The organism is Microbacterium sp. (assembly GCF_047606385.1).
Classification (GTDB): domain Bacteria; phylum Actinomycetota; class Actinomycetes; order Actinomycetales; family Microbacteriaceae; genus Microbacterium.
This window is the reverse complement of sequence record NZ_JASGEL010000054.1, coordinates 1-18909: the sequence shown is the minus strand read 5'-3', so window position 1 is coordinate 18909 and position 18909 is coordinate 1. Positions and strand designations below refer to the sequence as shown.

Below are 18909 nucleotides of genomic sequence, written 5' to 3'. Positions count from 1 at the left end.
GCCGGCCGGGCGCGGGGACGCCGCGGGAGCCGCCGGCGCCGTCGCCACCCCGTCGGCCTCGAGGGCCGCGCGGAGCTTACGAGCGACCGGCGGGGCGATCGTCGACGAAGGGCTCTTGACGTACTCGCCGAGCTCCTTCAGCTTCGCGAGGGCGATCTTGCTGTCGACGCCGAGCTCGGCAGCGATCTCGTGCACGCGTGGGTTTGCCACAATTCTCCTGTCTGGGATCCACCCCGGACAGGGCAGACCGTTAGTCGCGGACGGGTCTCATTTCGAGCCGTTCACTTTGTGTCCATAGCCGTTCAGCCGTTTCTCGATGGTCTGCGTGTCAAGCGGGCCTGACACACGCAATGCTCGTACGAACGCGTGGCGCCGCAGCGCGGCATCCATGCAGTGCGTCGTCGGATGCAGCCACGCGCCTCGCCCCGGGAGCACGGCCCGCTCGTCCAGGACGAGCTGCGAACCGCGCACGACCACCCGGAGGAGATCGGAACGGGGAGCACGCGTGCGACATCCGACGCACATTCGTACGGGTTCCATCTTACCCCCTCGCGCGGACGGGACGGTGCTCAGCCCTCGAGGACCGAGTCGGGCTGGATGTCGATCTTGGCACCGGTGAGCTTGGCGGCGAGCCGCGCGTTCTGGCCCTCCTTGCCGATCGCCAGGGAGAGCTGGTAATCCGGCACGAGCGCGCGGACGGCCTTGATCTTGGCGTCGAGGATGAAGCTCGAGGTCACCTTCGCGGGAGAGAGCGCGTTGGCGACGAAGGCCGCGAGCTCCGGGTCGTAGTCGACGATGTCGATCTTCTCGCCGCCCAGCTCCTCGGTGACGGCGCGCACGCGCCGCCCGAGCTCGCCGATGCACGCGCCCTTGGCGTTGACGACCGGGTCGGAGGTGCGCACCGCCATCTTGGTGCGGTGCCCGGCCTCCCGGGCGAGCGAGACGATCTCGACCACGCCGGAGGCGATCTCGGGCACCTCGAGGGCGAACAGCTTCCGCACGAGCCCCGGGTGGGTGCGCGAGACGGTGATGGACGGCCCCTTGGCGCCCTTGCCGACCGAGGTCACGTACACGCGGATGCGGGAGCCGTGCCGGTACTCCTCGCCGGGGACCTGCTCCTCGGGCGGCAGGATCGCCTCGACCGAGCCGAGGTCGACGTGGACCATCCGCGGGTTCGGCCCCTGCTGCACGATGCCGGCGACGATGTCGCCCTCCTTGCCGCGGAACTCGCCCAGCACGGCGTCGTCGGCGATGTCGCGCAGCCGCTGGCTGATGACCTGCTTGGCGGCGAACGCGGCGATGCGGCCGAAGTCCTCCGGTGTGGACTCCTCCTCGCCGACGACCACGCCCTCCTCGTCGCGCAGCGGCACGAAGACCGCGACATGGCCGGTCTTGCGGTCGAGCTGGGCGCGGGTGCCCTCGGGAAGCTCGCCGGTGTCGGAGGTGTGCTTCGCGTAGGCGGTGAGGATCGCCTGCTCGATGATGGCGACGAGCTCGTCGAATGGGATCTCCTTCTCGCGCTCGACCGTCCGCAAAAGTCCCAGATCGATGTCCACGGTGCTCTCCCTCTTCAATTCTCGCCGGCAGACTGCGCCGACATCCCTGTCACGTTACCGGATAGGTTCGGGGCATGACCGGTTCGGCCCGACAGGCGGTGCGAGAGGTGCGCTCCTCCCCCGTCGCCCGCGGGATCGCCCGGGCGGGCTACGCGGCCACCGGGATCGTGCACCTGCTCGTGGGCGTGATCGGGCTCGTCGTGGCGTTCGGGGGCGAGGCCGAGTCGGACCAGTCCGGTGCGCTGCGCGCGATCGCCGCCGTACCGCTCGGGTTCGCCGCGGTCTGGGTGCTGGCCGGCGCCCTCTGGGCGCTCGGACTGTGGCACGCGAGCAGCGCCTTCCTCGTCCGCGGACACGACGCCCGATCGAGGTGGGGGGTGCGCCTGTCCGAGAGCGGCCAGGCTCTCGCCTTCCTCGCACTGGGCACGATCGCGGCGGCCATCGCGCTGGGGGCCAGGCCGGACGGCGACCAGACGGCGCAGGACACGAGTCGCGGCATCCTGTCGCTGCCCGCAGGCGCCCTGCTGCTGGGGGCCGTCGGGCTCGGGATCGGCGTGGCCGGCGTCGTGTTCGCCGGCATCGGCATCACCCGCGGGTTCCGCAAGCGCGTGGCCGTGCCGGCGGGAGCGGGTGGACGCGCCCTCACGGTGCTCGGCGTCGTCGGCTACGTCGCCAAGGGGACTGCCCTGGTGATCGTCGGCATCCTCCTGGTGGTCGCCGCGGTCACGGTGGACGCCGATGCGGCCGGCGGCATCGACGGCGCACTGGACGCCCTCCGCGCCATGGCCTTCGGCCCGGCGCTGGTCGCCCTGATCAGCGCCGGCTTCATCGCGTACGGCCTGTTCTGCATCGCCCGCGCACGGTTCGCACGGCTCTGAGCTGTCAAGCCCCTGGCCCTCGCGGTGCGGGGCCGCGCATGCTCGGGACATGACTGAACTCACCGGAGCCGATGCGCTCACCCGTGCCAAGGAGCTCGTCGAGGACATCGACTTCACGATGCTCACCACCGTGGACGCCGACGGGCGCCTGGTCAGCAGACCGATGTCGACACGCCGGATGGACGAGCACGGCGACATCTGGTTCTTCACGTCCGACGACACCGAGAAGGTCGACGAGATCGTCGAGAACCGGGACGTGGGCCTCGCCTACTGCGACGCGAAGGGGATGCGGTACGTGTCGGTGGCGGGGACGGCGACCGTCGTCCACGACGACGCGCTGATGGCCGAGCTGTACACGCCGTCGCTCGACGTGTGGTTCGAGGACGGCCTGGACACCCCCGGCGTCGCCCTGCTGAAGGTGACCCCGCAGGTCACCGAGTTCTGGGCGCCGGGCAAGGGCCGGATCGCGATGGCGGCAGGGATGCTGAAGGCGCTCGTCACGCGGGACACGCCCGACGACGACATCGTCGAGCATGCCCGGATCGTGTGCTGACGCCGGCTCAGCGCAGCGCGGACAGGACGTCGCCGACGGCGACGACCTCGCGCTCGCCGGTGCGCCGGTCCCACAGCTCGACCCGGCCGTCGGCCGCGCCGCGGCCCACGATCACGATCTTCGGCACGCCCACCAGCTCGGCGTCGCCGAACTTCACGCCCGGGGAGACCTTGGGGCGGTCGTCGTAGAGCACGTCGAGACCCGCGGACTCGAGGTCGGCGGAGAGCTGCTCGGCCAGGTCGAACGCGACAGCGTCCTTTCCGGTGGCGACCACGTGCACGTCGAACGGGGCGACCGCGGCCGGCCAGATCAGCCCCTTCTCGTCGTTGCCCAGCTCGGCGATGATCGCGAGGATGCGGGTGACGCCGATGCCGTAGGAGCCCATCGTGACGGTCACGAGCTTGCCGTTCTCGTCGAGCACCTTCAGGCCCAGCGTCTCCGCGAAGAACCGTCCGAGCTGGAAGACGTGCCCGACCTCCATCCCGCGCGCGAGCTCGACGGGGCCCGAGCCGTCGGGCGCCGGGTCGCCGGGTCGTACGTTCGCGACCTCGACGAATCCGTCGCCGGTGAAGTCGCGCCCGGCGACCAGGGTGTGCACGTGCTTCTGGTCGATGTTCGCGCCGGTGACCCACGCGGTCCCCTCGACCACGCGCGGGTCGAGAAGGTAGCGGATGCCGGTCGCCGACTCCTCGCCGAGCACCGGGCCCGTCTCGGACCAGGGCCCGATGTATCCCTTCACGAGCAGCGGGTTGCGCTCGAAGTCCTCGGCCGTCGCCGCCTCGACCGCAGCGGGGGCGAACGCGACCTCGACGCGCTTGTCATCGACGTCGCGGTCGCCGGGGACACCGACGATCACCAGCTCGCGCGTCCCGTCGAGGTGGGTGAGGGCCAGCACGACGTTCTTGAGCGTGTGCGCGGCGGTCCACTCCGTCGCGGCATCCGTCGCCGGACCGGCGATCCCGGGCGCCGGGGCCGCGAGGTGCGCGTTCGAATGGTCGACGAGCGTCTGGATCGTCGGCGTGTTCGGCGAGTCGAAGATCACCGGAGCGCCGAGCCCGTCGAACGGGATGGGGTCGGGGACGACGGTGGTGAAGGCTTCGACGTTCGCGGCATAGCCGCCGGCCGAGCGCACGAACGTGTCCTCGCCGACGGGGGTCGGGTGCAGGAACTCCTCGGAGCGCGCGCCGCCCATCAGGCCGTTGTCGGCCGCCACGATCACGTACTCCAGGCCGAGGCGCTGGAAGATGCGCTCGTATGCGTCGCGCTGCGCCTGGTACGACGCATCCTGCCCCTCGTCGGTGTAGTCGAACGAGTACGCGTCCTTCATCGTGAACTCGCGGCCGCGCAGGAGCCCCGCGCGCGGGCGTGCCTCGTCGCGGTACTTGTCCTGGATCTGGTAGATCGTCAGCGGCAGGTCCTTGTACGACGAGTACAGGTCCTTCACGAGGAGCGTGAACATCTCCTCGTGGGTCGGCGCGAGCAGGTAGTCGGCACCGCGGCGGTCCTGCAGGCGGAAGATCCCGTCGCCGTACGACGTCCAGCGACCCGACGCCTCGTAGGGCTCGCGCGGGAGCAACGCCGGGAAGTGCACCTCGAACGCGCCCGCGCGAGTCATCTCGTCGCGGATGATGCCCTCGATCCTCGCCTTGACCCGAAGTCCCAGCGGCAGCCATGTGAAGACGCCCGGCGCGGCGCGGCGGATGTAGCCGGCGCGCACGAGGAGCTTGTGGCTGGTGACCTCGGCATCGGCCGGGTCTTCGCGGAGGGTGCGGAGGAAGAAGTTCGACAGACGGGTGACCACGAGCGTCAAGTCTACGGATGCCGCCGCGCCGGGGCGTCACGGGTGCGGCGACGACGGGACGCGGCCAGCCCGGTCTCGGGCGGGCCGGCGGCGGATCACGCTCAGGCGGTGACGACCTGCGCCGTGCCGAGCGGGGCGTCCGGGCCCATCTCGTCGGCGATCCGATTCGCCTCGGCGATGAGAGTCGCGACGATCTCGGACTCGGGCACGGTCTTGACGACCTCGCCCTTCACGAAGATCTGGCCCTTGCCGTTGCCGCTCGCGACGCCCAGGTCGGCGTCCCGCGCCTCACCGGGACCGTTGACGACGCATCCCATGACGGCCACGCGCAGCGGCACCGTCATGTCCTTGAGGCCCTCGGTCACGCTGTCGGCGAGCGAGTAGACGTCGACCTGCGCCCGCCCGCAGGAGGGACAGGACACGATCTCGAGCTTGCGCTCGCGCAGGTTCAGCGCCTGCAGGATCTGGTGGCCGACCTTGACCTCTTCGGCGGGTGGGGCGGACAGCGAGACGCGGATGGTGTCGCCGATGCCCTCGGACAGCAGGATGCCGAACGCGGTGGCGCTCTTGATGGTGCCCTGGAACGCGGGACCCGCCTCGGTGACCCCGAGGTGGAGCGGCCAGTCCCCCATCGCGGCGAGCAGCCGGTAGGCCTGCACCATCACGACCGGGTCGTTGTGCTTGACCGAGATCTTGAAGTCGTGGAAGTCGTGCTCCTCGAACAGCGACGCCTCCCAGCGGGCGCTCTCGGCCAGCGCCTCGGGCGTGGCCTTGCCGTACTTCTCCAGCAGGCGCTTGTCGAGCGACCCGGCGTTCACCCCGATGCGCAGCGAGACGCCGGCGTCCTTCGCCGCCTTCGCGATCTCACCGACCTTGTCGTCGAACTGGCGGATGTTGCCGGGGTTCACGCGCACCGCGGCGCATCCCGCGTCGATGGCCTGGAACACGTACTTCGGCTGGAAGTGGATGTCGGCGATGACCGGGATCTGGCTCTTGCGCGCGATGATGTGCAGCACGTCCGCGTCGTCCTGGCTGGGCACCGCGACACGCACGATCTCGCACCCGGAGGCGGTCAGCTCGGCGATCTGCTGCAGCGTCGCGTTGATGTCGGTGGTCTTGGTCGTCGCCATCGACTGGACGCTGATGGGCGCGTCTCCGCCGACGAGGACCTTGCCGACCCGGATCTGCCGGCTCTTGCGACGGGGCGCGAGGGTCACCGGGGCCTTTGGCATCCCGAGGTTCACTGCTGGCACGGGCTCCAGCCTACGCGTCCGATGCTGGGCGGGGTCCGAGCGGGCCGCCCCGCGCGCGGCGGGACGGCCCGGTACGGATGCCCGGTCAGGCGCGACGAGGCCGCAGCGCCGCCGCTCCCACCAGCACGAGCCCCGCGATCACGAGCAGCGCTCCGGCGAGCCCCGCGAACGTCGGCTCGGTGCCCCCGGTGACGGCCAGCGCGACCGCGGTGACCGCCGTCGACTCCTCCGTGGTGGCGACCGCGGTCGTCGTGTCCACCGTGGTGTCCGGCTCGGAGAAGATCGCCGTGCCGCCGACGTTGCCGAACGCGAAGATGAACGTGTTCGGCGTCCCGCCGGTGGGATCGGTCGAGGTCTGCCCGAAGGAGTATGCCTCGGCGCCGACCGCGGCGAGGGCCGCGATCGCATCGGTCTCGTTGCCGGCCGCGCCGTAGTAGATCACGAACGTGAACGAGGCGCCGTCGGCCAGCCCCGGGAACGTGAAGTCGAACAGCGCGCCGTGGTCCGCCGGTCCGCTGTCGACCGCGTCGCCCGTGAACAGGATCGAGCTCGGGCCCGACAGCGGGTTGGACGAGGCGAACCCGTTGTCGGAGGTGAAGGTGATCGCCGATGCGGTCCCGGAGTCGATCGTCGTGTACTCGTTGAACGCCGTCGGCTCGATGTCCCAGTCCATCACCCGCCGATACTGGATCGTCGCGATCGCCGCGCCGGAGACGTTCTGGATCGTCACGTTCACCTGATACAGGTTCGGGGTGGCCGGCGAGGGGATGTACTCGTGGGTCACGCGAAGGTACGGATCGCCGTCGTCGTCGCTCACGATCACGACGCTGGTCGCCGTCGAGTCCGTGTACGTGAACGACTCGACCGTGAGGTTGCGACCGCCGACGCCGAGCTCGGCGAGGTTGGCGCCGCCCCAGATGCCGGCATCGGGATCGGCGACCCCCCAGCCCTCGCACAGACAGCCGGGCGAGGTGGAGTCGTTGTTGGTGGGCAGGTAGTCGAGGCCGACGTCTCCCGGCCCGGCCAGGGAGCCGGTCCCGTCCGTCGCGTTCAGCTCGGCCGTCGGGTTGACCGCGAGCAGGATGGTGCCGTTGGTGATGCACACCGCGGGATAGCACGCGTCGCCCTCGGCGGGCAGGGCGGCCGCCTCGGCGAACAGCGTGATCGTCGGCTCCTCGGGGTCGCTGGCGAGCACGTCCTCGACGGTCGCGTCCTCGGCGGCCGTCTCGACCACGGGCGTCGTGGTCTCGTCCGTCGCGGCGTCCTCGGTCACGGCGTCCTCGGTCGCCGCGTCCTCCGTCACCGGGTCGTCCGAGGCGGCGGTCGCGGAGTCGTCCGACGCCGTGTCATCGGCGACGGCGTCGTCCGCGGTCGCGGACTCGTCCGTCGAGGTGGACGCGTCCGCCGAGGTCGCCTCGGTCGTGGACGTGGCGTCGGCGGCGACTTCGCTGTCACCGGCATCCGGAACCGAATCGTCGGCGTACGCCGCGGTCGGCACGATGATCAGCGCGCCGACGGCCAGGGCGAGCCCGGTGCCGAGTGCGGCGAGCCGCAGGCGCGGAGCGCGCTCGTGCGCGCTCGATATCCGCCGCCCCTGCGGGCGACGGCGGGTGTGGAGCATGATCGTTCCCTTCGATGGGCCGGCACGGGCCATCGTTACGGGACTGCTCACCCTCGACCCGTGCCGAGTGGACGGGAGACGTCGCCGGGCGGCGGCGCTCGCCTTGGATGCGCTCGTCGGTCGCTCCGGGTGCTCAACCGTCGGGCACGCCAATCATGGCGTATTCATAGGCTCAACGGAAGAGGGATCGTGTAAAGTGCCGCCTTCGGTCAGGAGAGGCGCTTCATCTCGTTCTGGATCTTCTCCTCGGAAGGCCCGCCGCTGCCCGCCCCGAACGCGCGGATGCCGGCGAACGCGACGCCGATGCCGACGCCCAGGATCGGCCACAGCGGCCAGAAATAGGTGGCGCCGGACGCGAGCCAGATGACGGTGAAGAAGACGGACAGCACGACCCAGCCGCCCAGGGCGTACCAGAACGCCTGCTTCTGCTTCAGGCTCTGGATGGCACGATCGCGGAGGTCGCCGGTGTCGCTCATGCGCCCGAGCCTACTGCCAGGCATCCGCCGCGTGTGTGGTAATTTCGCCCCATGCTCGCGAACCGCTCTTGGTGGCACACCGCCTGAGGCGGTGCGCGCGTGCGACACGGACCGCCCTGCTCATGGGCGGTCTTCTGCGTCAGGCGGCCGCTCACTCCACGAAAGACCTGCCATGACCGCAACCGCCTCGGCTCTCGCCGACCTCGCCGCATCCCCCGTCCCCTTCGCCCTGATCGCGCGCGAGCCGGGCTGGGTCGAGGTGCTCACCGGCGAGGTGATCGACGTCGACCTGCTCGCCGACATCCCGCTGACCGACCCCGCGGGGACGCCGCGCGAGGTGCTGGCGCTGGTCCCGTTCCGGCAGGTGCGCGAACGAGGGTTCGTGTGCCACGACGACGGCTCGCCGCTGCGGTGCCTCGTCGTGACCGCGCACGACCGCCTCCCCCGCGGCGAGGTCGTCGCCGCCCTCCCGGACGCCGCGGTGCCGCTCCACGACGCCGGGTTCGACGTCACCGACGAGGAGTACGCCGACATCGTGCGCACCGTGATCGCGGACGAGATCGGCCGCGGCGAGGGCGCGAACTTCGTGATCCGCCGCGACTTCACGGCGTGCGTCGAGGCCGATCCGCGCACCACCGCGCTCACCTGGTTCCGTGCCCTGCTGGAGCATGAGAAGGGCGCGTACTGGACGTTCGCGATCGTCACCGACGGGCACGTCGCCGTCGGAGCGAGCCCGGAGGCCCACGTCACCCAGGCCGGCGGCGTCGTCGCCATGAACCCCATCTCGGGGACGTTCCGGCATCCCGCGGGCGGCGCGACCGCCGAGACGCTCGGCGAGTTCCTCACCTCGACCAAGGAGACCGAGGAGCTGTTCATGGTGGTGGACGAGGAGCTGAAGATGATGAGCGCCGTCTGCTCCGACGGCGGCCGCATCACCGGACCGCACCTGAAGGAGATGTCGCGGCTCACCCATACCGAGTACGAGCTCGAGGGTCATTCGACGCTGGACCCCCGCGACATCCTTCGCGAGACCATGTTCGCCCCGACCGTCACCGGGTCGCCGATGCAGAACGCCTGCACCGTGATCGCGCGGCACGAGCGCACCCCCCGCGGCTACTACTCCGGCGTCGCCGCGCTGTTCACGCCGACCGCGGAGGGCGGGCACGACCTCGACGCCCCGATCCTCATCCGCACCGCCTATCTGGTCGACGGGGGGCTGCGCGTGCCGGTCGGGGCGACGCTCGTGCGCCACTCCGACCCCGCGGGCGAGGTCAGCGAGACCCATGGCAAGGCGGCGGGCGTGCTCGGTGCGATCGGCGCGGTGCCGCGTGACGAGGCTCCGGCGGCCTCGGACGACGACGAGCCGGCCCCCGCCCACCGGCCGCTGGCCGAGGACCCGGGCATCGCCGCGCTGCTCGCGTCGCGCAACGCCCGGCTCGCGCCGTTCTGGCTGAACCCGCAGGACGTCACCGGCGAAGGGCCGTTCGCCGGCCGCACCGCCGCGGTCGTGGACGCCGAGGACCGCTTCACCACGATGCTCGCGCACCAGCTGCGCCACCTGGGGCTGCTCGTCACGGTCGTGCCCTGGCCGCAGGCGACCGCCGAGGCCCTGGAGGCCGCCGATCTCGTCGTCGCCGGGCCCGGACCGGGAGATCCGCGCGACGCCCGGCAGCCGCGCATCGCCCGGATGCGCGAGGTCGTCGCCTCGCGGCTGGATGCCGGGACCCCGCTGCTGGCGGTGTGTCTGAGCCACCAGATCCTCGCCGACCGGCTCGGCATCGCGCTCGTCCCGCTCGACCGGCCGCACCAGGGGCTGCAGCGCGAGGTCGACGTGTTCGGGCAGCCCGCATCCATCGGCTTCTACAACACGTTCACGGCTCGGGTCGTGCCCGGCACCGTCCGGGCCGGGGACGCCGAGGTCTCGGCCGACCCGGTCAGCGGCGACGTCTCCGCGCTGCGCGGCCCCGGCTTCGCCTCGGTGCAGGGTCACCTGGAGTCGATCCTGTCCCGCGACGGGATGACGACGCTCGAGCGCCTGGTCGCCCACGCGCTCGCACCGGTCCCGGCCTGACCCTCGCCGAGCCACGCGCCGGGCCCGTCCCGTGCCGCCCGCCCTTCGCTCACATGTCCGCGCCCTTTTCGTGCAACTCGACGTCATATGTGGATGCCGAATGCACGAAATCGCAGTGGACGTGTGACCGAGACGGGCTGATGCGAGCCTGCCGAGAGCGCTGGATCACACGAGCGACAGGATCAGAACAGCGAGATCGGGTTCACCAGGTCGGCGACGATGAGGACCGCGCTCATCGCGATCAGCGCCACCACGACGACGAAGGTCAGCGGCACGAGCCGGGCCGCATCCACCGGCTTCGGCGATCGCCGGCCGAACGCCTTCGCCCATGTCCGCTTCGCACCGTCCCACAGCGCGATCACGACGTGCCCGCCGTCCAGCGGCAGCAGGGGGATGAGGTTGAACACGAACAGCGCGATGTTCAGCGATCCGAGCAGGCCGAGGATGTACTCGACCCGGTTGAGGATCGGGGCGTCCGAGGCCGCCGCCTCGCCGGCGATGACCCCGGCGCCGACCACGCTGAGCGGGCCGTTCGGGTCCCGCTCGGCGCCGGTGAACAGCGACACGGCGGTGTCGTAGACCTCCGCCGGGAGCTTCACCATGATGCTCGCGACGGCGCCGACGTTCTCGAACGCGGTCGTCGTGCCGGTCCAGATCGGGTCGCGCACGTACTCGCTCGTGGGCCGGATGCCGATGAACCCGATCTGCGTCGTCACGGTGTCGCCGTCGTCGTCGGTGGTCACCGAGTCGATCGCGACGGGCGTGATGCGAAGCGTCAGCTCGGCGCCGTCGCGCTCGACGACGAGCGTGAGCTGCTGGCCGGCCGAGGCCTGGATGATCGCCGAGGCGTCGGCGAACGTCGACACGACCGTGCCGTCGATCGAGACGATCCGGTCGCCGGCCTCCAGCCCGGCCGTCTCGGCCGGAGTGGTGCTCGACGCGCAGTCGGAGGAGGTGCTCGAGACGGGCACGCAGTCGCTCAGGGACGCGATCGTCGCGGTGGCGGTCTGCACGCCGATGCCGGTGAGCAGGATCGTGAAGATGACGATCGCCAGCAGGAGGTTCATGACCGGACCGCCGAGCATGATGATGATGCGCTTGTAGACCGGCAGCTTGTAGAACACCCGGTCGTCGTCCGCGCCCTGCAGGGTCGCCTCGTTCGACGCCCGCGCATCCTGCACCATCGTGGCGAAGAAGCGGCCGGGCGTGCGCCTGGCGGGCGCCTGGGCGGCCGCGTCGACGGATGCCGACGGCGCGCCGACGGGCACGGCCTCCGGCGTGTCGTCGGCCGCCGCGACGGCGTCTTGCGGCGGGTACATGCCGGCCATGGAGATGTAGCCGCCGAGCGGGATCGCCTTGACGCCGTACTGGGTCTCGCCCTTCCAGCGGGAGAACAGCGTCGGACCGAACCCGATCATGTACTGGCCCACGCGCACCCCGAAGAGCTTCGCCGGGACGAGATGTCCCAGCTCGTGGAGCGCGATCGACACCGCGAGCCCGACGACGAGCACGACGACGCCGATGACGAAGGCGAGAACGGTCACATCCCCACGGTAGCGACACGAGCCTTTGAAGCGGCCGTGCGCGGTCTGCCGGGGTGCGGCCTGCTCGCTGCCGGGCACCGGGCGTCTGCTTGAATGGAAGCCCATGCCGACGCCCGAGACGCCCCCCAACCTGCCGCCCGTGCTGCGACCGGACGACCCGCCCCGCCGGAGCTTGGCCGAGCTCGCGGCGCGCGGCCACGCCCGCGTGATCGGCGACGTCGACGGCGTCGAGCTCACCGGCATCACCCTGGCGACGGCCGATCTCCGCCCCGGCGAGGCGTTCGTCGCGGTGCCGGGCGTGAACCGTCACGGCGCGGAGTTCGCCGCGGCGGCCGCCGCCAGGGGAGCCGTCGCGATCATCACCGACGAGGCCGGGGCAGAGCTGGCCGCAGCCTCCGGGCTCCCGGTGATCGTCGGCGCCGATCCGCGTGCCCGACTCGGCGCCCTGTCGGCGTGGGTGTACGGCACGGGGCCCGACGACGACCTGCCGCTGCTGCTGGCGACCACGGGCACGAACGGCAAGACCAGCGTGTCCCACCTGCTGGAGGGCGTCCTCGGGCAGATGGGCGTGGTGACCGGGCTCTCGTCCACCGCCGAACGGCACATCGCGGGCGAGGTCATCGTCTCGCGGCTGACCACGCCCGAGGCCAGCGAGTTCCACGCGCTGCTCGCGCTCATGCGCGAGCGCGGCGTCGAGGCCGTCGCCGTGGAGGTCAGCGCGCAGGCCCTCAGCCGACACCGCGTCGACGGCATCCTGTTCGACGTCGCCGGCTTCACCAACCTGACGCACGACCACCTCGACGACTATGCGGACATGACCGAGTACCTCGAGGCGAAGCTGCCGCTGTTCGCGCCCGACCGATCGAGGCGCGCGGTCGTCTGCCTCGACTCGGCGGCCGGCGCCGAGGTCGTGGCCCGTGCCGGGGTGCCGGTCACGACGATCGGCACGCCCGCGATCGCGGTGGACGCGGATGCCGCCGCCGCGGCCGACTGGACGGTCGAGATCCTCGAGGAGCGCCAGGACGGCACGAGGTTCGCGCTCACCGGCCCGGTCGGTCGGATCGAGACCACCGTTCCGGTGATCGGCCGGCACATGGCCGCCAACGCCGGCCTCGCGATCGCCATGATCCACGAGGCGGGCTACGCCTGGGAGCGGATCGCCGCCGCGCTCGACGGCGGCCGCATCGACGCCTACCTGCCCGGCCGCACCCAGCTCGTCTCCGGCGAGCGGGGCCCCGCCGTGTACGTCGACTTCGGGCACTCCCCCGACGCGTTCGAGAAGACGCTCGCGGCCGTCCGCCGCGTGACGCCCGGCACGGTGCTGTTCCTGTTCGGCGCCGACGGCGACCGCGACGCGACCAAACGTCATGACATGGGTCGCACCGGCGTGGAGGGCAGCGACATCCTGGTCATCACCGACCACCACCCGCGCTTCGAGGATCCGGACTCGATCCGGGCGACGCTGATCGAAGGCGCCCGTCGGGCGCGGCCGGACGCCGACATCCGCGAGTTCTCGCCGCCCGAGCGCGCGATCCGCGAGGCGGTGGCGCTCGTCGGCGACGGCGACGCCATCCTGTGGTGCGGCCCGGGCCACCAGGACTACCGCGACATCCGCGGTCGGCGCACGCCGTACTCGGCGCGGGAGCTCGCCCGCCGCGCGCTGCGCGACGCCGGCTGGCCCGTGCCCGAGCCGCACTGGCCGGTGCCCTACCCCGAAGGCAGCACCCCCGACTCGGACCCCGAACGCCCATCCCGCTGAGCCGGGCGTCTGCGCCCGCCTTCCCGGCGTGCATGTCCCAGTTCGGCGCGCTATGGGCGGGTCATAGCGCGCCGAACTGGGACATGTACCGCGCCGAAGTGGGACATACCTCGCGGGGCTGAGCGGACGGAGCGGGGCTGAGCGGGAGGAGCGGACGGGGCGGGAGGAGCGGGACGGGCGGTCGGGGCGTCAGCGGGCGGCGATCGCGGCGTCGGCGGCACGGCGCGCCCAGGCCTCGGCATCCGCCAGCGACTCCCGTGTGAGCTGCGCCGGCGGCTCGTGCCTGTCGACGATCCGCTCGATCGTGTCGACGATGCCCGGGAACGGGAGCCGTCCCCCGTGGAACGCGTCGACGGCCTGCTCGTTCGCCGCGTTGAACACGGCCGGGTAGGTGCCCCCCGCCGCGCCGACGCGCTTCGCGAGCCGCACGGCGGGGAACGCGTCGTCGTCGAGCGGCTCGAAGGTCCAGGATGCCGCGCGCGTCCAGTCCAGCGGCGCACCGACACCGGCCACGCGGCGCGGCCAGTCCAAGCCCAGCGAGATCGGAAGCCGCATGTCCGGCAGCGAGGCCTGCGCGATGGTCGAGCCGTCGACGAACTCGACCATCGAGTGCACGACCGACTGCGGGTGGACGACCACGTCGATCCGGTCGTAGGGCACGGCGAACAGCAGGTGCGCCTCGATCACCTCGAGCCCCTTGTTCACGAGGGTGGCCGAGTTGGTCGTGACGACGCGGCCCATGTCCCAGGTCGGGTGGGCGAGCGCCTGCGCGGGCGTGACGCCCGCGAGCTCCGCGCGGGTGCGCCCGCGGAACGGCCCCCCGGACGCCGTCACGACGAGTCGTCGCACCTCGGCCGCGGCGCCGGCGCGCAGGGCCTGCGCGATCGCGGAGTGCTCCGAGTCGACCGGCACGATCTGGCCCGGCGCGGCCAGACCGGTGACGAGCTCGCCGCCGACGATCAGCGACTCCTTGTTGGCCAGGGCCAGGATGCGGCCCGCCTCCAGCGCGGCGAGGGTCGGGCCGAGGCCCACGGAGCCCGTGATGCCGTTGAGCACGACATCCGCCTCCACGTCGCGGACCAGCTGCTCGGCCTCGAGGGCGCCGAGCGCGGTGTGCGCGACGCGGAACTCCGCCGCCTGCGCGGCGACCCGGTCGCGGTCGCGTCCGGCCGCGAGCCCGACGACCTCGAACCGGTCGGGGTGGGCGCGGATGACCTCCAGCGCCTGGGTGCCGATCGATCCGGTGGAGCCGAGGATGAGGACGCGCCGCATCCTGTCAGCCTAGAGCGCGGGCCGCGACGGTCCGGCCGCCGCGGCCCGCGCGACCGCTCAGGACGCCGTGGTGGCCTCGATGGTGATGACGAAGATCAGCGTCTGGCCCGCCAGACCCGTGGTGTCGTTCGTCGTGTCGGTGCCGTAGCCGCACTCGGCCGGGATGACCACGACGACGCTCGAGCCGACCTGCTGGCCCACCAGCGCGTTGCCGAAGCCGGCAACGACCGAGGTCGTGGCGATCGAGAGCGGGTCGCCGGTGCCGAAGCTCGTGTCGAAGATGCTGCCGTCCGACCAGAGCACGCCCTGGTAGTCGACCGTGACGGTGTCGCCGGAGGCGACCGTGTCGCCGGAGCCCTGGACGAGCACCTGCTCGGTCACCTCGGTGGGCGCCGCCTCGCTGGAGGGCACCGTCACGGTCGGCGTCCCGTCGTCGTCGAAGGTGACGGTCGGGAACGCCTCGCCGTCGGTCGGCGCGGACGGCTGGCACCAGGAGTCCGCGGCCACCGCCGAGAGCAGGTCGATGACGTACACGGTGGCGTCGGAGTCGGTCGAGGTCGCGGGCACGGTGGTGACCACCCGGGTGCCCACCGCCGCGCAGCCGAACGCGTCGCCGAGGATCGTCTCGGCCGCGACCGGCGCCGGGGTCGAGCTGACCTCGTAGTCCGACACGACCTCGCCCGTCGACGCGTCGTAGGCGGAATAGCCGTAGGTGATGTAGTCGCCGTCGGCGATGACGTCGCCGGTGCCGACCGTCACGACGGTCGACTGCTGGTCGTCGCCGGCGTCGAGCGGCGAGGTGAAGCTCACGGTCGGCGTGCTGCCGACATCGCCGGTGACCGTGACGGCGTCGGAGGCGGTGCCGGACGAGACGACGGCGTCGCACAGGTCCACGGATGCCGAGGCCGACGCGGACGCGCTGGAGCTCGACGAGCTCGAGGAGCAGCCGGCGAGCGCGAGCAGCGCGACGGCGGCGACGGACAGGACGGTGAGCGAGCGGACGCGCACGAGGAACCTCATTCGACGGTGACAGGGAACGCGTCCAGTCTCACGCACCCGCTTCTGTGTGGGCTGAGAACCCGTCGACCCGCATGCACGGGGACGTATGCGATCCGGAGTACCCTCGTGGGGTGACTTCGCCGGAGAGCCCCGATGCTGCTGAGCCCACCGCGCGCGAAGCCGCGCACAAGCCGATGACCGATGCCGGCTTCTTCTACTTCCTCGGCCGCCGTGTCGTGGCCCCGCTCGCCCGACTCACGTACCGTCCGCGGATCGAGGGCCGGCACAACGTCCCGCTGGAAGGCCCCGTCATCCTCGCGAGCAACCACCTCTCGTTCATCGACTCGTTCGCCATCCCGCTCGCCGCGCCTCGCACCGTCCACTTCCTCGCGAAGGCGAGCTACTTCGAGGGCACCGGGCTCAAGGGCTGGATCTCGCGCGAGTTCTTCACCGGTCTCGGGGCGAGCCCGGTCCAGCGCGGTGCCGGCCAGGCGGCCCTCGACGCCCTCGACCAGCAGCGACGGATGCTGGAGGACGGGCGTGCCATCGCGCTGTACCCGGAGGGGACCCGCTCGCTCGACGGCCGGCTGTACAAGGGACGCACGGGCGTGGCGTTCCTGGCCCTGCAGACGGGCGCCCCCGTCGTGCCCGTGGGCCTGGTGGGGACGAACCTGGCGATGCCCGTCGGCGCGAACTTCCCCCGCTTCCGCCCGCGCGTGACCATCCGGTTCGGCACACCGCTGGATCTCGGCGCGCACGGGCAGGCGAACTCCGGCAAGGCGCGGCGCCTGGCGACGGATGAGATCATGGCGGCCATCCACGCCCTGTCCGGGCAGCAGCTCGCCGACGCGTACAACGAGGTCCCCGCGCACGGCGCGATCGACCGCATCAAGCAGGCCCTCCCGCACGAGCGCCGCTGACCCGCGCTCAGGGTCGGACGGTCACGGTCGCCTCGTGACGCACGGGGAAGTTCACCGAGCTCGCGATGAAGCACCAGTCGTGCGCCTGCGCGTGCGCGGCCTGCGCGGCATCCGCCATCGAGGCGTCGGCGACGACCACCTCCGGATGCAGCACGACCTCGGCGAACGCGCCTCCGCCGCGGCCGTCCTCCCGCATGAGCCCGGTCGCGGTGTCGCGGTAGGCCACGACCACCACACCGGCCGTCACGCAGGCGTGCAGGTAGGACAGCAGGTGGCATTCGCTCAGCGCCGCGAGCAGCATGTCCTCCGGGTTCCAGCGGTGCGGGTCGCCGCGGAACGGCCGGTCCGCCGAGGCCAGCAGGTCGGGCTTGCCGTCGACGGCGATCGTCACCGCCCGGTCGTACTCGCGGTAGCCGCTCGTGCCCGTCCCCCGGTCCCCGGTCCAGGTCGTGGTCAGCCGGTACCGGTGCTCGCCGATCATCGAGCCAGTCTGACACGGGTCATAGGCTGAGGGGATGCCGCAGACCTTCCCGCTGTCCGCCGCCGTCGAGCTCGCCGTCGTCGAGCGCAGCGGGTTCGTCGAGTCCCGGCACGCGGGGTCGGCGGTCGTGCTCGCCCCGGACGGGACCGTCGCCCGCAGCCTCGGCGACCCGGCGGCGCTCGTCCTGCCGCGCTCGGCGCTGAAGCCGTTGCAGGCTCTCGCCGCCCTCACGGCGGGCGCGCCGCTCGCGGGCGCCCAGCTCGCGCTGGCGGCGGCGAGCCACGCCGGCACCGACCGGCATGTGGCGGTGGTGCGCGAGATCCTCGCCGCCGCCGAGGTCGGGGAGGACGATCTCGGCTGTCCGCCCGCTCGGCCGGCCGATCGCGCCACGGGCGACGAGCTCGTGCGCGACCGGGCCGAGCCCGCCCGGATCCGTCATGAGTGCTCGGGGAAGCACGCCGCGATGCTCCTGGCCTGCCGGGCGAGCGGATGGCCGACGGACGGATACCTCGACCCCGCACATCCGTTGCAGCAGCACGTCCTGCAGGTCGTGGAGCGGATGACCGGCCAGAAGCCGTCCCTGGTGGCCGTCGACGGCTGCGGGGCCCCGATCCCGGCCGTGAGCCTCGCCGGGCTCGCCCGCGCGCTGCACCGCATGGGCACCGCATCCGAGCGATCGCCGTTCGCGCTGCATCGTCAGGGGGCCGCCGTGCTCGCCGCGGCGCGGGCGGAGCCGTGGGCGATCGCGGGTCCGGGCAAGGCGGACACGACGGTCGCCGAACGCACCGGCGTGTTCGCGAAGACGGGCGCCGAGGGCCTCGTCGTCATGGTCGCCCCGGACGGCACGACCGTCGCCGTCAAGGTGCTCGACGGGTCGGCCAGGGCCGGCGGTGCGGTCGCGCTGCGCCTGCTCGAGCAGGCCGAGGCGCTGTCGCCGGCGGATACGGCCGCCGCGGCGGCGGCCCTGCGGCTGGTCGTCACCGGGGGCGGGGCCGTCGTCGGCGCCGTCCGTCCCGTCGTCTGATCCCGGCAGGCGAGTCCCCCAGGCGCGGGCTCAGCATCCCCGCGGCGCTCGCCCGCTCGCCCCCGGCAGCAGCACGCGCCGGGCCGGCTCTCCTCCCTGCGCATCAAGCTGACGGACCCGTCGAAGTACCAGGTGGTCGCGGAGGTCGTCTCGGGCCGCCAGGGCGTGGAGAGCGTGCAGGACCAGCGCCGCCTGTTCGACCGGCTGTTCCTGGTCCTCGACCGCGCGACGCTGCTCGCGGGCGGCCTCGCGCTGGTGATGCTCGTGGCGGCCGTCCTGCTCATCACGACGACGATCCGCCTGTCGGCGCTGTCCCGGCGCCGCGAGACCGGCATCATGCGCCTCGTGGGGGCCTCGACGCTGTTCATCCAGCTGCCGTTCATGCTCGAGGGCGCGATCGCGGCGACGATCGGGTCGCTGCTCGCGGTGGGTGGTCTGTGGCTGGGGGTGGAGTACCTCATCACCGACTGGCTCGGCTCGAGCGTCTCCTGGATCCCGTACGTCACCACGGCGGACGTGCTCACGGTCGCGCCGTGGCTGATCCTCGCGGCGATCACGCTCGCCGCCATCTCGTCCCTGGTCACGCTCAGCCGCTACACGAAGGTGTGATGATGCGCCGACGCCGTCCTGCCGCCGTCCTGGCCGTGCTCGCCCTCGGGGTGGGCCTGGCGTTCGGTGCCGCCGCGCCCGCCGCGGGTGAT

General features: G+C 72.2%; 17 protein-coding genes and 1 pseudogene. 7 read left to right on the top strand and 11 right to left on the bottom strand.

The genetic code is table 11. From position 1 onward, the window contains the following. From QM626_RS05815 to nusA, 3 genes are all read right to left on the bottom strand, one after another. The coding region (locus QM626_RS05815) for a translation initiation factor IF-2 N-terminal domain-containing protein (RefSeq protein ID WP_415074923.1) at positions 1-210 on the bottom strand (210 nt) is incomplete at its 3' end. 57 nt (positions 211-267) lie between these two features. Beyond that, complete coding sequence (locus QM626_RS05810) at positions 268-525, bottom strand: YlxR family protein (RefSeq protein ID WP_415074927.1); 258 nt, start codon at positions 523-525, stop codon at positions 268-270. Positions 526-569: 44 nt separating this feature from the next. Further along, positions 570-1556 (bottom strand): transcription termination factor NusA, encoded by a 987-nt coding sequence (nusA, locus tag QM626_RS05805; protein WP_415074921.1) that lies wholly within the window; start codon positions 1554-1556, stop codon positions 570-572. Positions 1557-1630: 74 nt separating this feature from the next. On the opposite strand from nusA, the gene QM626_RS05800 reads away from it, so the two are divergent. Both QM626_RS05800 and QM626_RS05795 read left to right on the top strand, forming a co-directional pair. Beyond that, entirely contained in the window at positions 1631-2434 is an 804-nt protein-coding gene (locus tag QM626_RS05800) for a DUF1206 domain-containing protein (protein ID WP_415074919.1), read from the top strand. Between the two features lie 49 nt (positions 2435-2483). After that, entirely contained in the window at positions 2484-2987 is a 504-nt protein-coding gene (locus QM626_RS05795) for a pyridoxamine 5'-phosphate oxidase family protein (RefSeq protein ID WP_415074917.1), read from the top strand. Positions 2988-2994: 7 nt separating this feature from the next. On the opposite strand, the gene QM626_RS05790 is transcribed toward QM626_RS05795, so the two are convergent. The 4 genes from QM626_RS05790 to QM626_RS05775 form a co-directional block, all read right to left on the bottom strand. Then, positions 2995-4788, bottom strand: a complete 1794-nt coding sequence (locus QM626_RS05790) for a proline--tRNA ligase (RefSeq protein ID WP_415074915.1) — start codon at positions 4786-4788, stop codon at positions 2995-2997. Positions 4789-4889: 101 nt separating this feature from the next. Beyond that, the gene (gene ispG, locus QM626_RS05785) at positions 4890-6020 is read right to left on the bottom strand and encodes a flavodoxin-dependent (E)-4-hydroxy-3-methylbut-2-enyl-diphosphate synthase (protein WP_415074925.1); all 1131 of its coding nucleotides are present in this window, start codon (positions 6018-6020) and stop codon (positions 4890-4892) included. Between the two features lie 106 nt (positions 6021-6126). Continuing rightward, entirely contained in the window at positions 6127-7662 is a 1536-nt protein-coding gene (locus QM626_RS05780) for a hypothetical protein (protein WP_415074913.1), read from the bottom strand. 209 nt (positions 7663-7871) lie between these two features. Beyond that, positions 7872-8138, bottom strand: a complete 267-nt coding sequence (locus QM626_RS05775) for a 2TM domain-containing protein (protein ID WP_415074911.1) — start codon at positions 8136-8138, stop codon at positions 7872-7874. 172 nt (positions 8139-8310) lie between these two features. On the opposite strand from QM626_RS05775, the gene QM626_RS05770 reads away from it, so the two are divergent. Next, positions 8311-10209 (top strand): anthranilate synthase family protein, encoded by a 1899-nt coding sequence (locus QM626_RS05770; protein ID WP_415074909.1) that lies wholly within the window; start codon positions 8311-8313, stop codon positions 10207-10209. Between the two features lie 182 nt (positions 10210-10391). Here the strand turns inward: QM626_RS05770 and QM626_RS05765 are convergent, their stop codons facing one another. Then, positions 10392-11753 carry a M50 family metallopeptidase gene (locus QM626_RS05765; RefSeq protein WP_415074907.1) on the bottom strand — a complete coding sequence of 454 codons (1362 nt, stop codon included), beginning with the start codon at positions 11751-11753 and terminating at the stop codon, positions 10392-10394. A gap of 103 nt (positions 11754-11856) precedes the next feature. Here QM626_RS05765 and QM626_RS05760 point away from each other — a divergent pair, with 103 nt between their 5' ends. Next, positions 11857-13512, top strand: coding sequence for a Mur ligase family protein (locus QM626_RS05760; RefSeq protein ID WP_415074905.1), 1656 nt, complete (start codon positions 11857-11859; stop codon positions 13510-13512). A gap of 189 nt (positions 13513-13701) precedes the next feature. Here the strand turns inward: QM626_RS05760 and dxr are convergent, their stop codons facing one another. Together dxr and QM626_RS05750 are read right to left on the bottom strand one after the other, a co-directional pair. Beyond that, a complete protein-coding gene (gene dxr / locus QM626_RS05755) occupies positions 13702-14784 on the bottom strand; it encodes a 1-deoxy-D-xylulose-5-phosphate reductoisomerase (protein WP_415074903.1) in 1083 nt (360 codons plus the stop codon). A gap of 57 nt (positions 14785-14841) precedes the next feature. Further along, complete coding sequence (locus QM626_RS05750) at positions 14842-15792, bottom strand: FKBP-type peptidyl-prolyl cis-trans isomerase (protein WP_415074901.1); 951 nt, start codon at positions 15790-15792, stop codon at positions 14842-14844. Between the two features lie 83 nt (positions 15793-15875). On the opposite strand from QM626_RS05750, the gene QM626_RS05745 reads away from it, so the two are divergent. After that, positions 15876-16703 (top strand): lysophospholipid acyltransferase family protein, encoded by an 828-nt coding sequence (locus tag QM626_RS05745; protein WP_415074899.1) that lies wholly within the window; start codon positions 15876-15878, stop codon positions 16701-16703. Between the two features lie 7 nt (positions 16704-16710). On the opposite strand, the gene QM626_RS05740 is transcribed toward QM626_RS05745, so the two are convergent. Next, positions 16711-17184: an OsmC family protein gene (locus QM626_RS05740; RefSeq protein WP_415074897.1), complete on the bottom strand. Its 474-nt coding sequence runs from the start codon at positions 17182-17184 to the stop codon at positions 16711-16713. A 34-nt stretch (positions 17185-17218) separates the two neighbouring features. On the opposite strand from QM626_RS05740, the gene QM626_RS05735 reads away from it, so the two are divergent. Both QM626_RS05735 and QM626_RS05730 read left to right on the top strand, forming a co-directional pair. Beyond that, positions 17219-18208: an asparaginase gene (locus QM626_RS05735; RefSeq protein ID WP_415074895.1), complete on the top strand. Its 990-nt coding sequence runs from the start codon at positions 17219-17221 to the stop codon at positions 18206-18208. A gap of 90 nt (positions 18209-18298) precedes the next feature. Next, a pseudogene (locus tag QM626_RS05730) lies at positions 18299-18817 on the top strand (FtsX-like permease family protein); the annotation flags it as partial. Between the last annotated feature and the right edge of the window lie 92 nt (positions 18818-18909).

Coding starts and splice junctions, on each gene's coding strand:
- QM626_RS05800 (WP_415074919.1), top strand. CDS start 1,631: ATGACCGGTTCGGCCCGACAGGCGGTGCGAGAGGTGCGCTCCTCCCCC.
- QM626_RS05780 (WP_415074913.1), bottom strand. CDS start 7,662: ATGCTCCACACCCGCCGTCGCCCGCAGGGGCGGCGGATATCGAGCGCG.
- dxr (WP_415074903.1), bottom strand. CDS start 14,784: ATGCGGCGCGTCCTCATCCTCGGCTCCACCGGATCGATCGGCACCCAG.
- QM626_RS05760 (WP_415074905.1), top strand. CDS start 11,857: ATGCCGACGCCCGAGACGCCCCCCAACCTGCCGCCCGTGCTGCGACCG.
- ispG (WP_415074925.1), bottom strand. CDS start 6,020: ATGCCAAAGGCCCCGGTGACCCTCGCGCCCCGTCGCAAGAGCCGGCAG.
- QM626_RS05795 (WP_415074917.1), top strand. CDS start 2,484: ATGACTGAACTCACCGGAGCCGATGCGCTCACCCGTGCCAAGGAGCTC.
- QM626_RS05740 (WP_415074897.1), bottom strand. CDS start 17,184: ATGATCGGCGAGCACCGGTACCGGCTGACCACGACCTGGACCGGGGAC.
- QM626_RS05735 (WP_415074895.1), top strand. CDS start 17,219: ATGCCGCAGACCTTCCCGCTGTCCGCCGCCGTCGAGCTCGCCGTCGTC.
- QM626_RS05810 (WP_415074927.1), bottom strand. CDS start 525: ATGTGCGTCGGATGTCGCACGCGTGCTCCCCGTTCCGATCTCCTCCGG.
- QM626_RS05770 (WP_415074909.1), top strand. CDS start 8,311: ATGACCGCAACCGCCTCGGCTCTCGCCGACCTCGCCGCATCCCCCGTC.
- QM626_RS05745 (WP_415074899.1), top strand. CDS start 15,876: ATGCACGGGGACGTATGCGATCCGGAGTACCCTCGTGGGGTGACTTCG.
- QM626_RS05775 (WP_415074911.1), bottom strand. CDS start 8,138: ATGAGCGACACCGGCGACCTCCGCGATCGTGCCATCCAGAGCCTGAAG.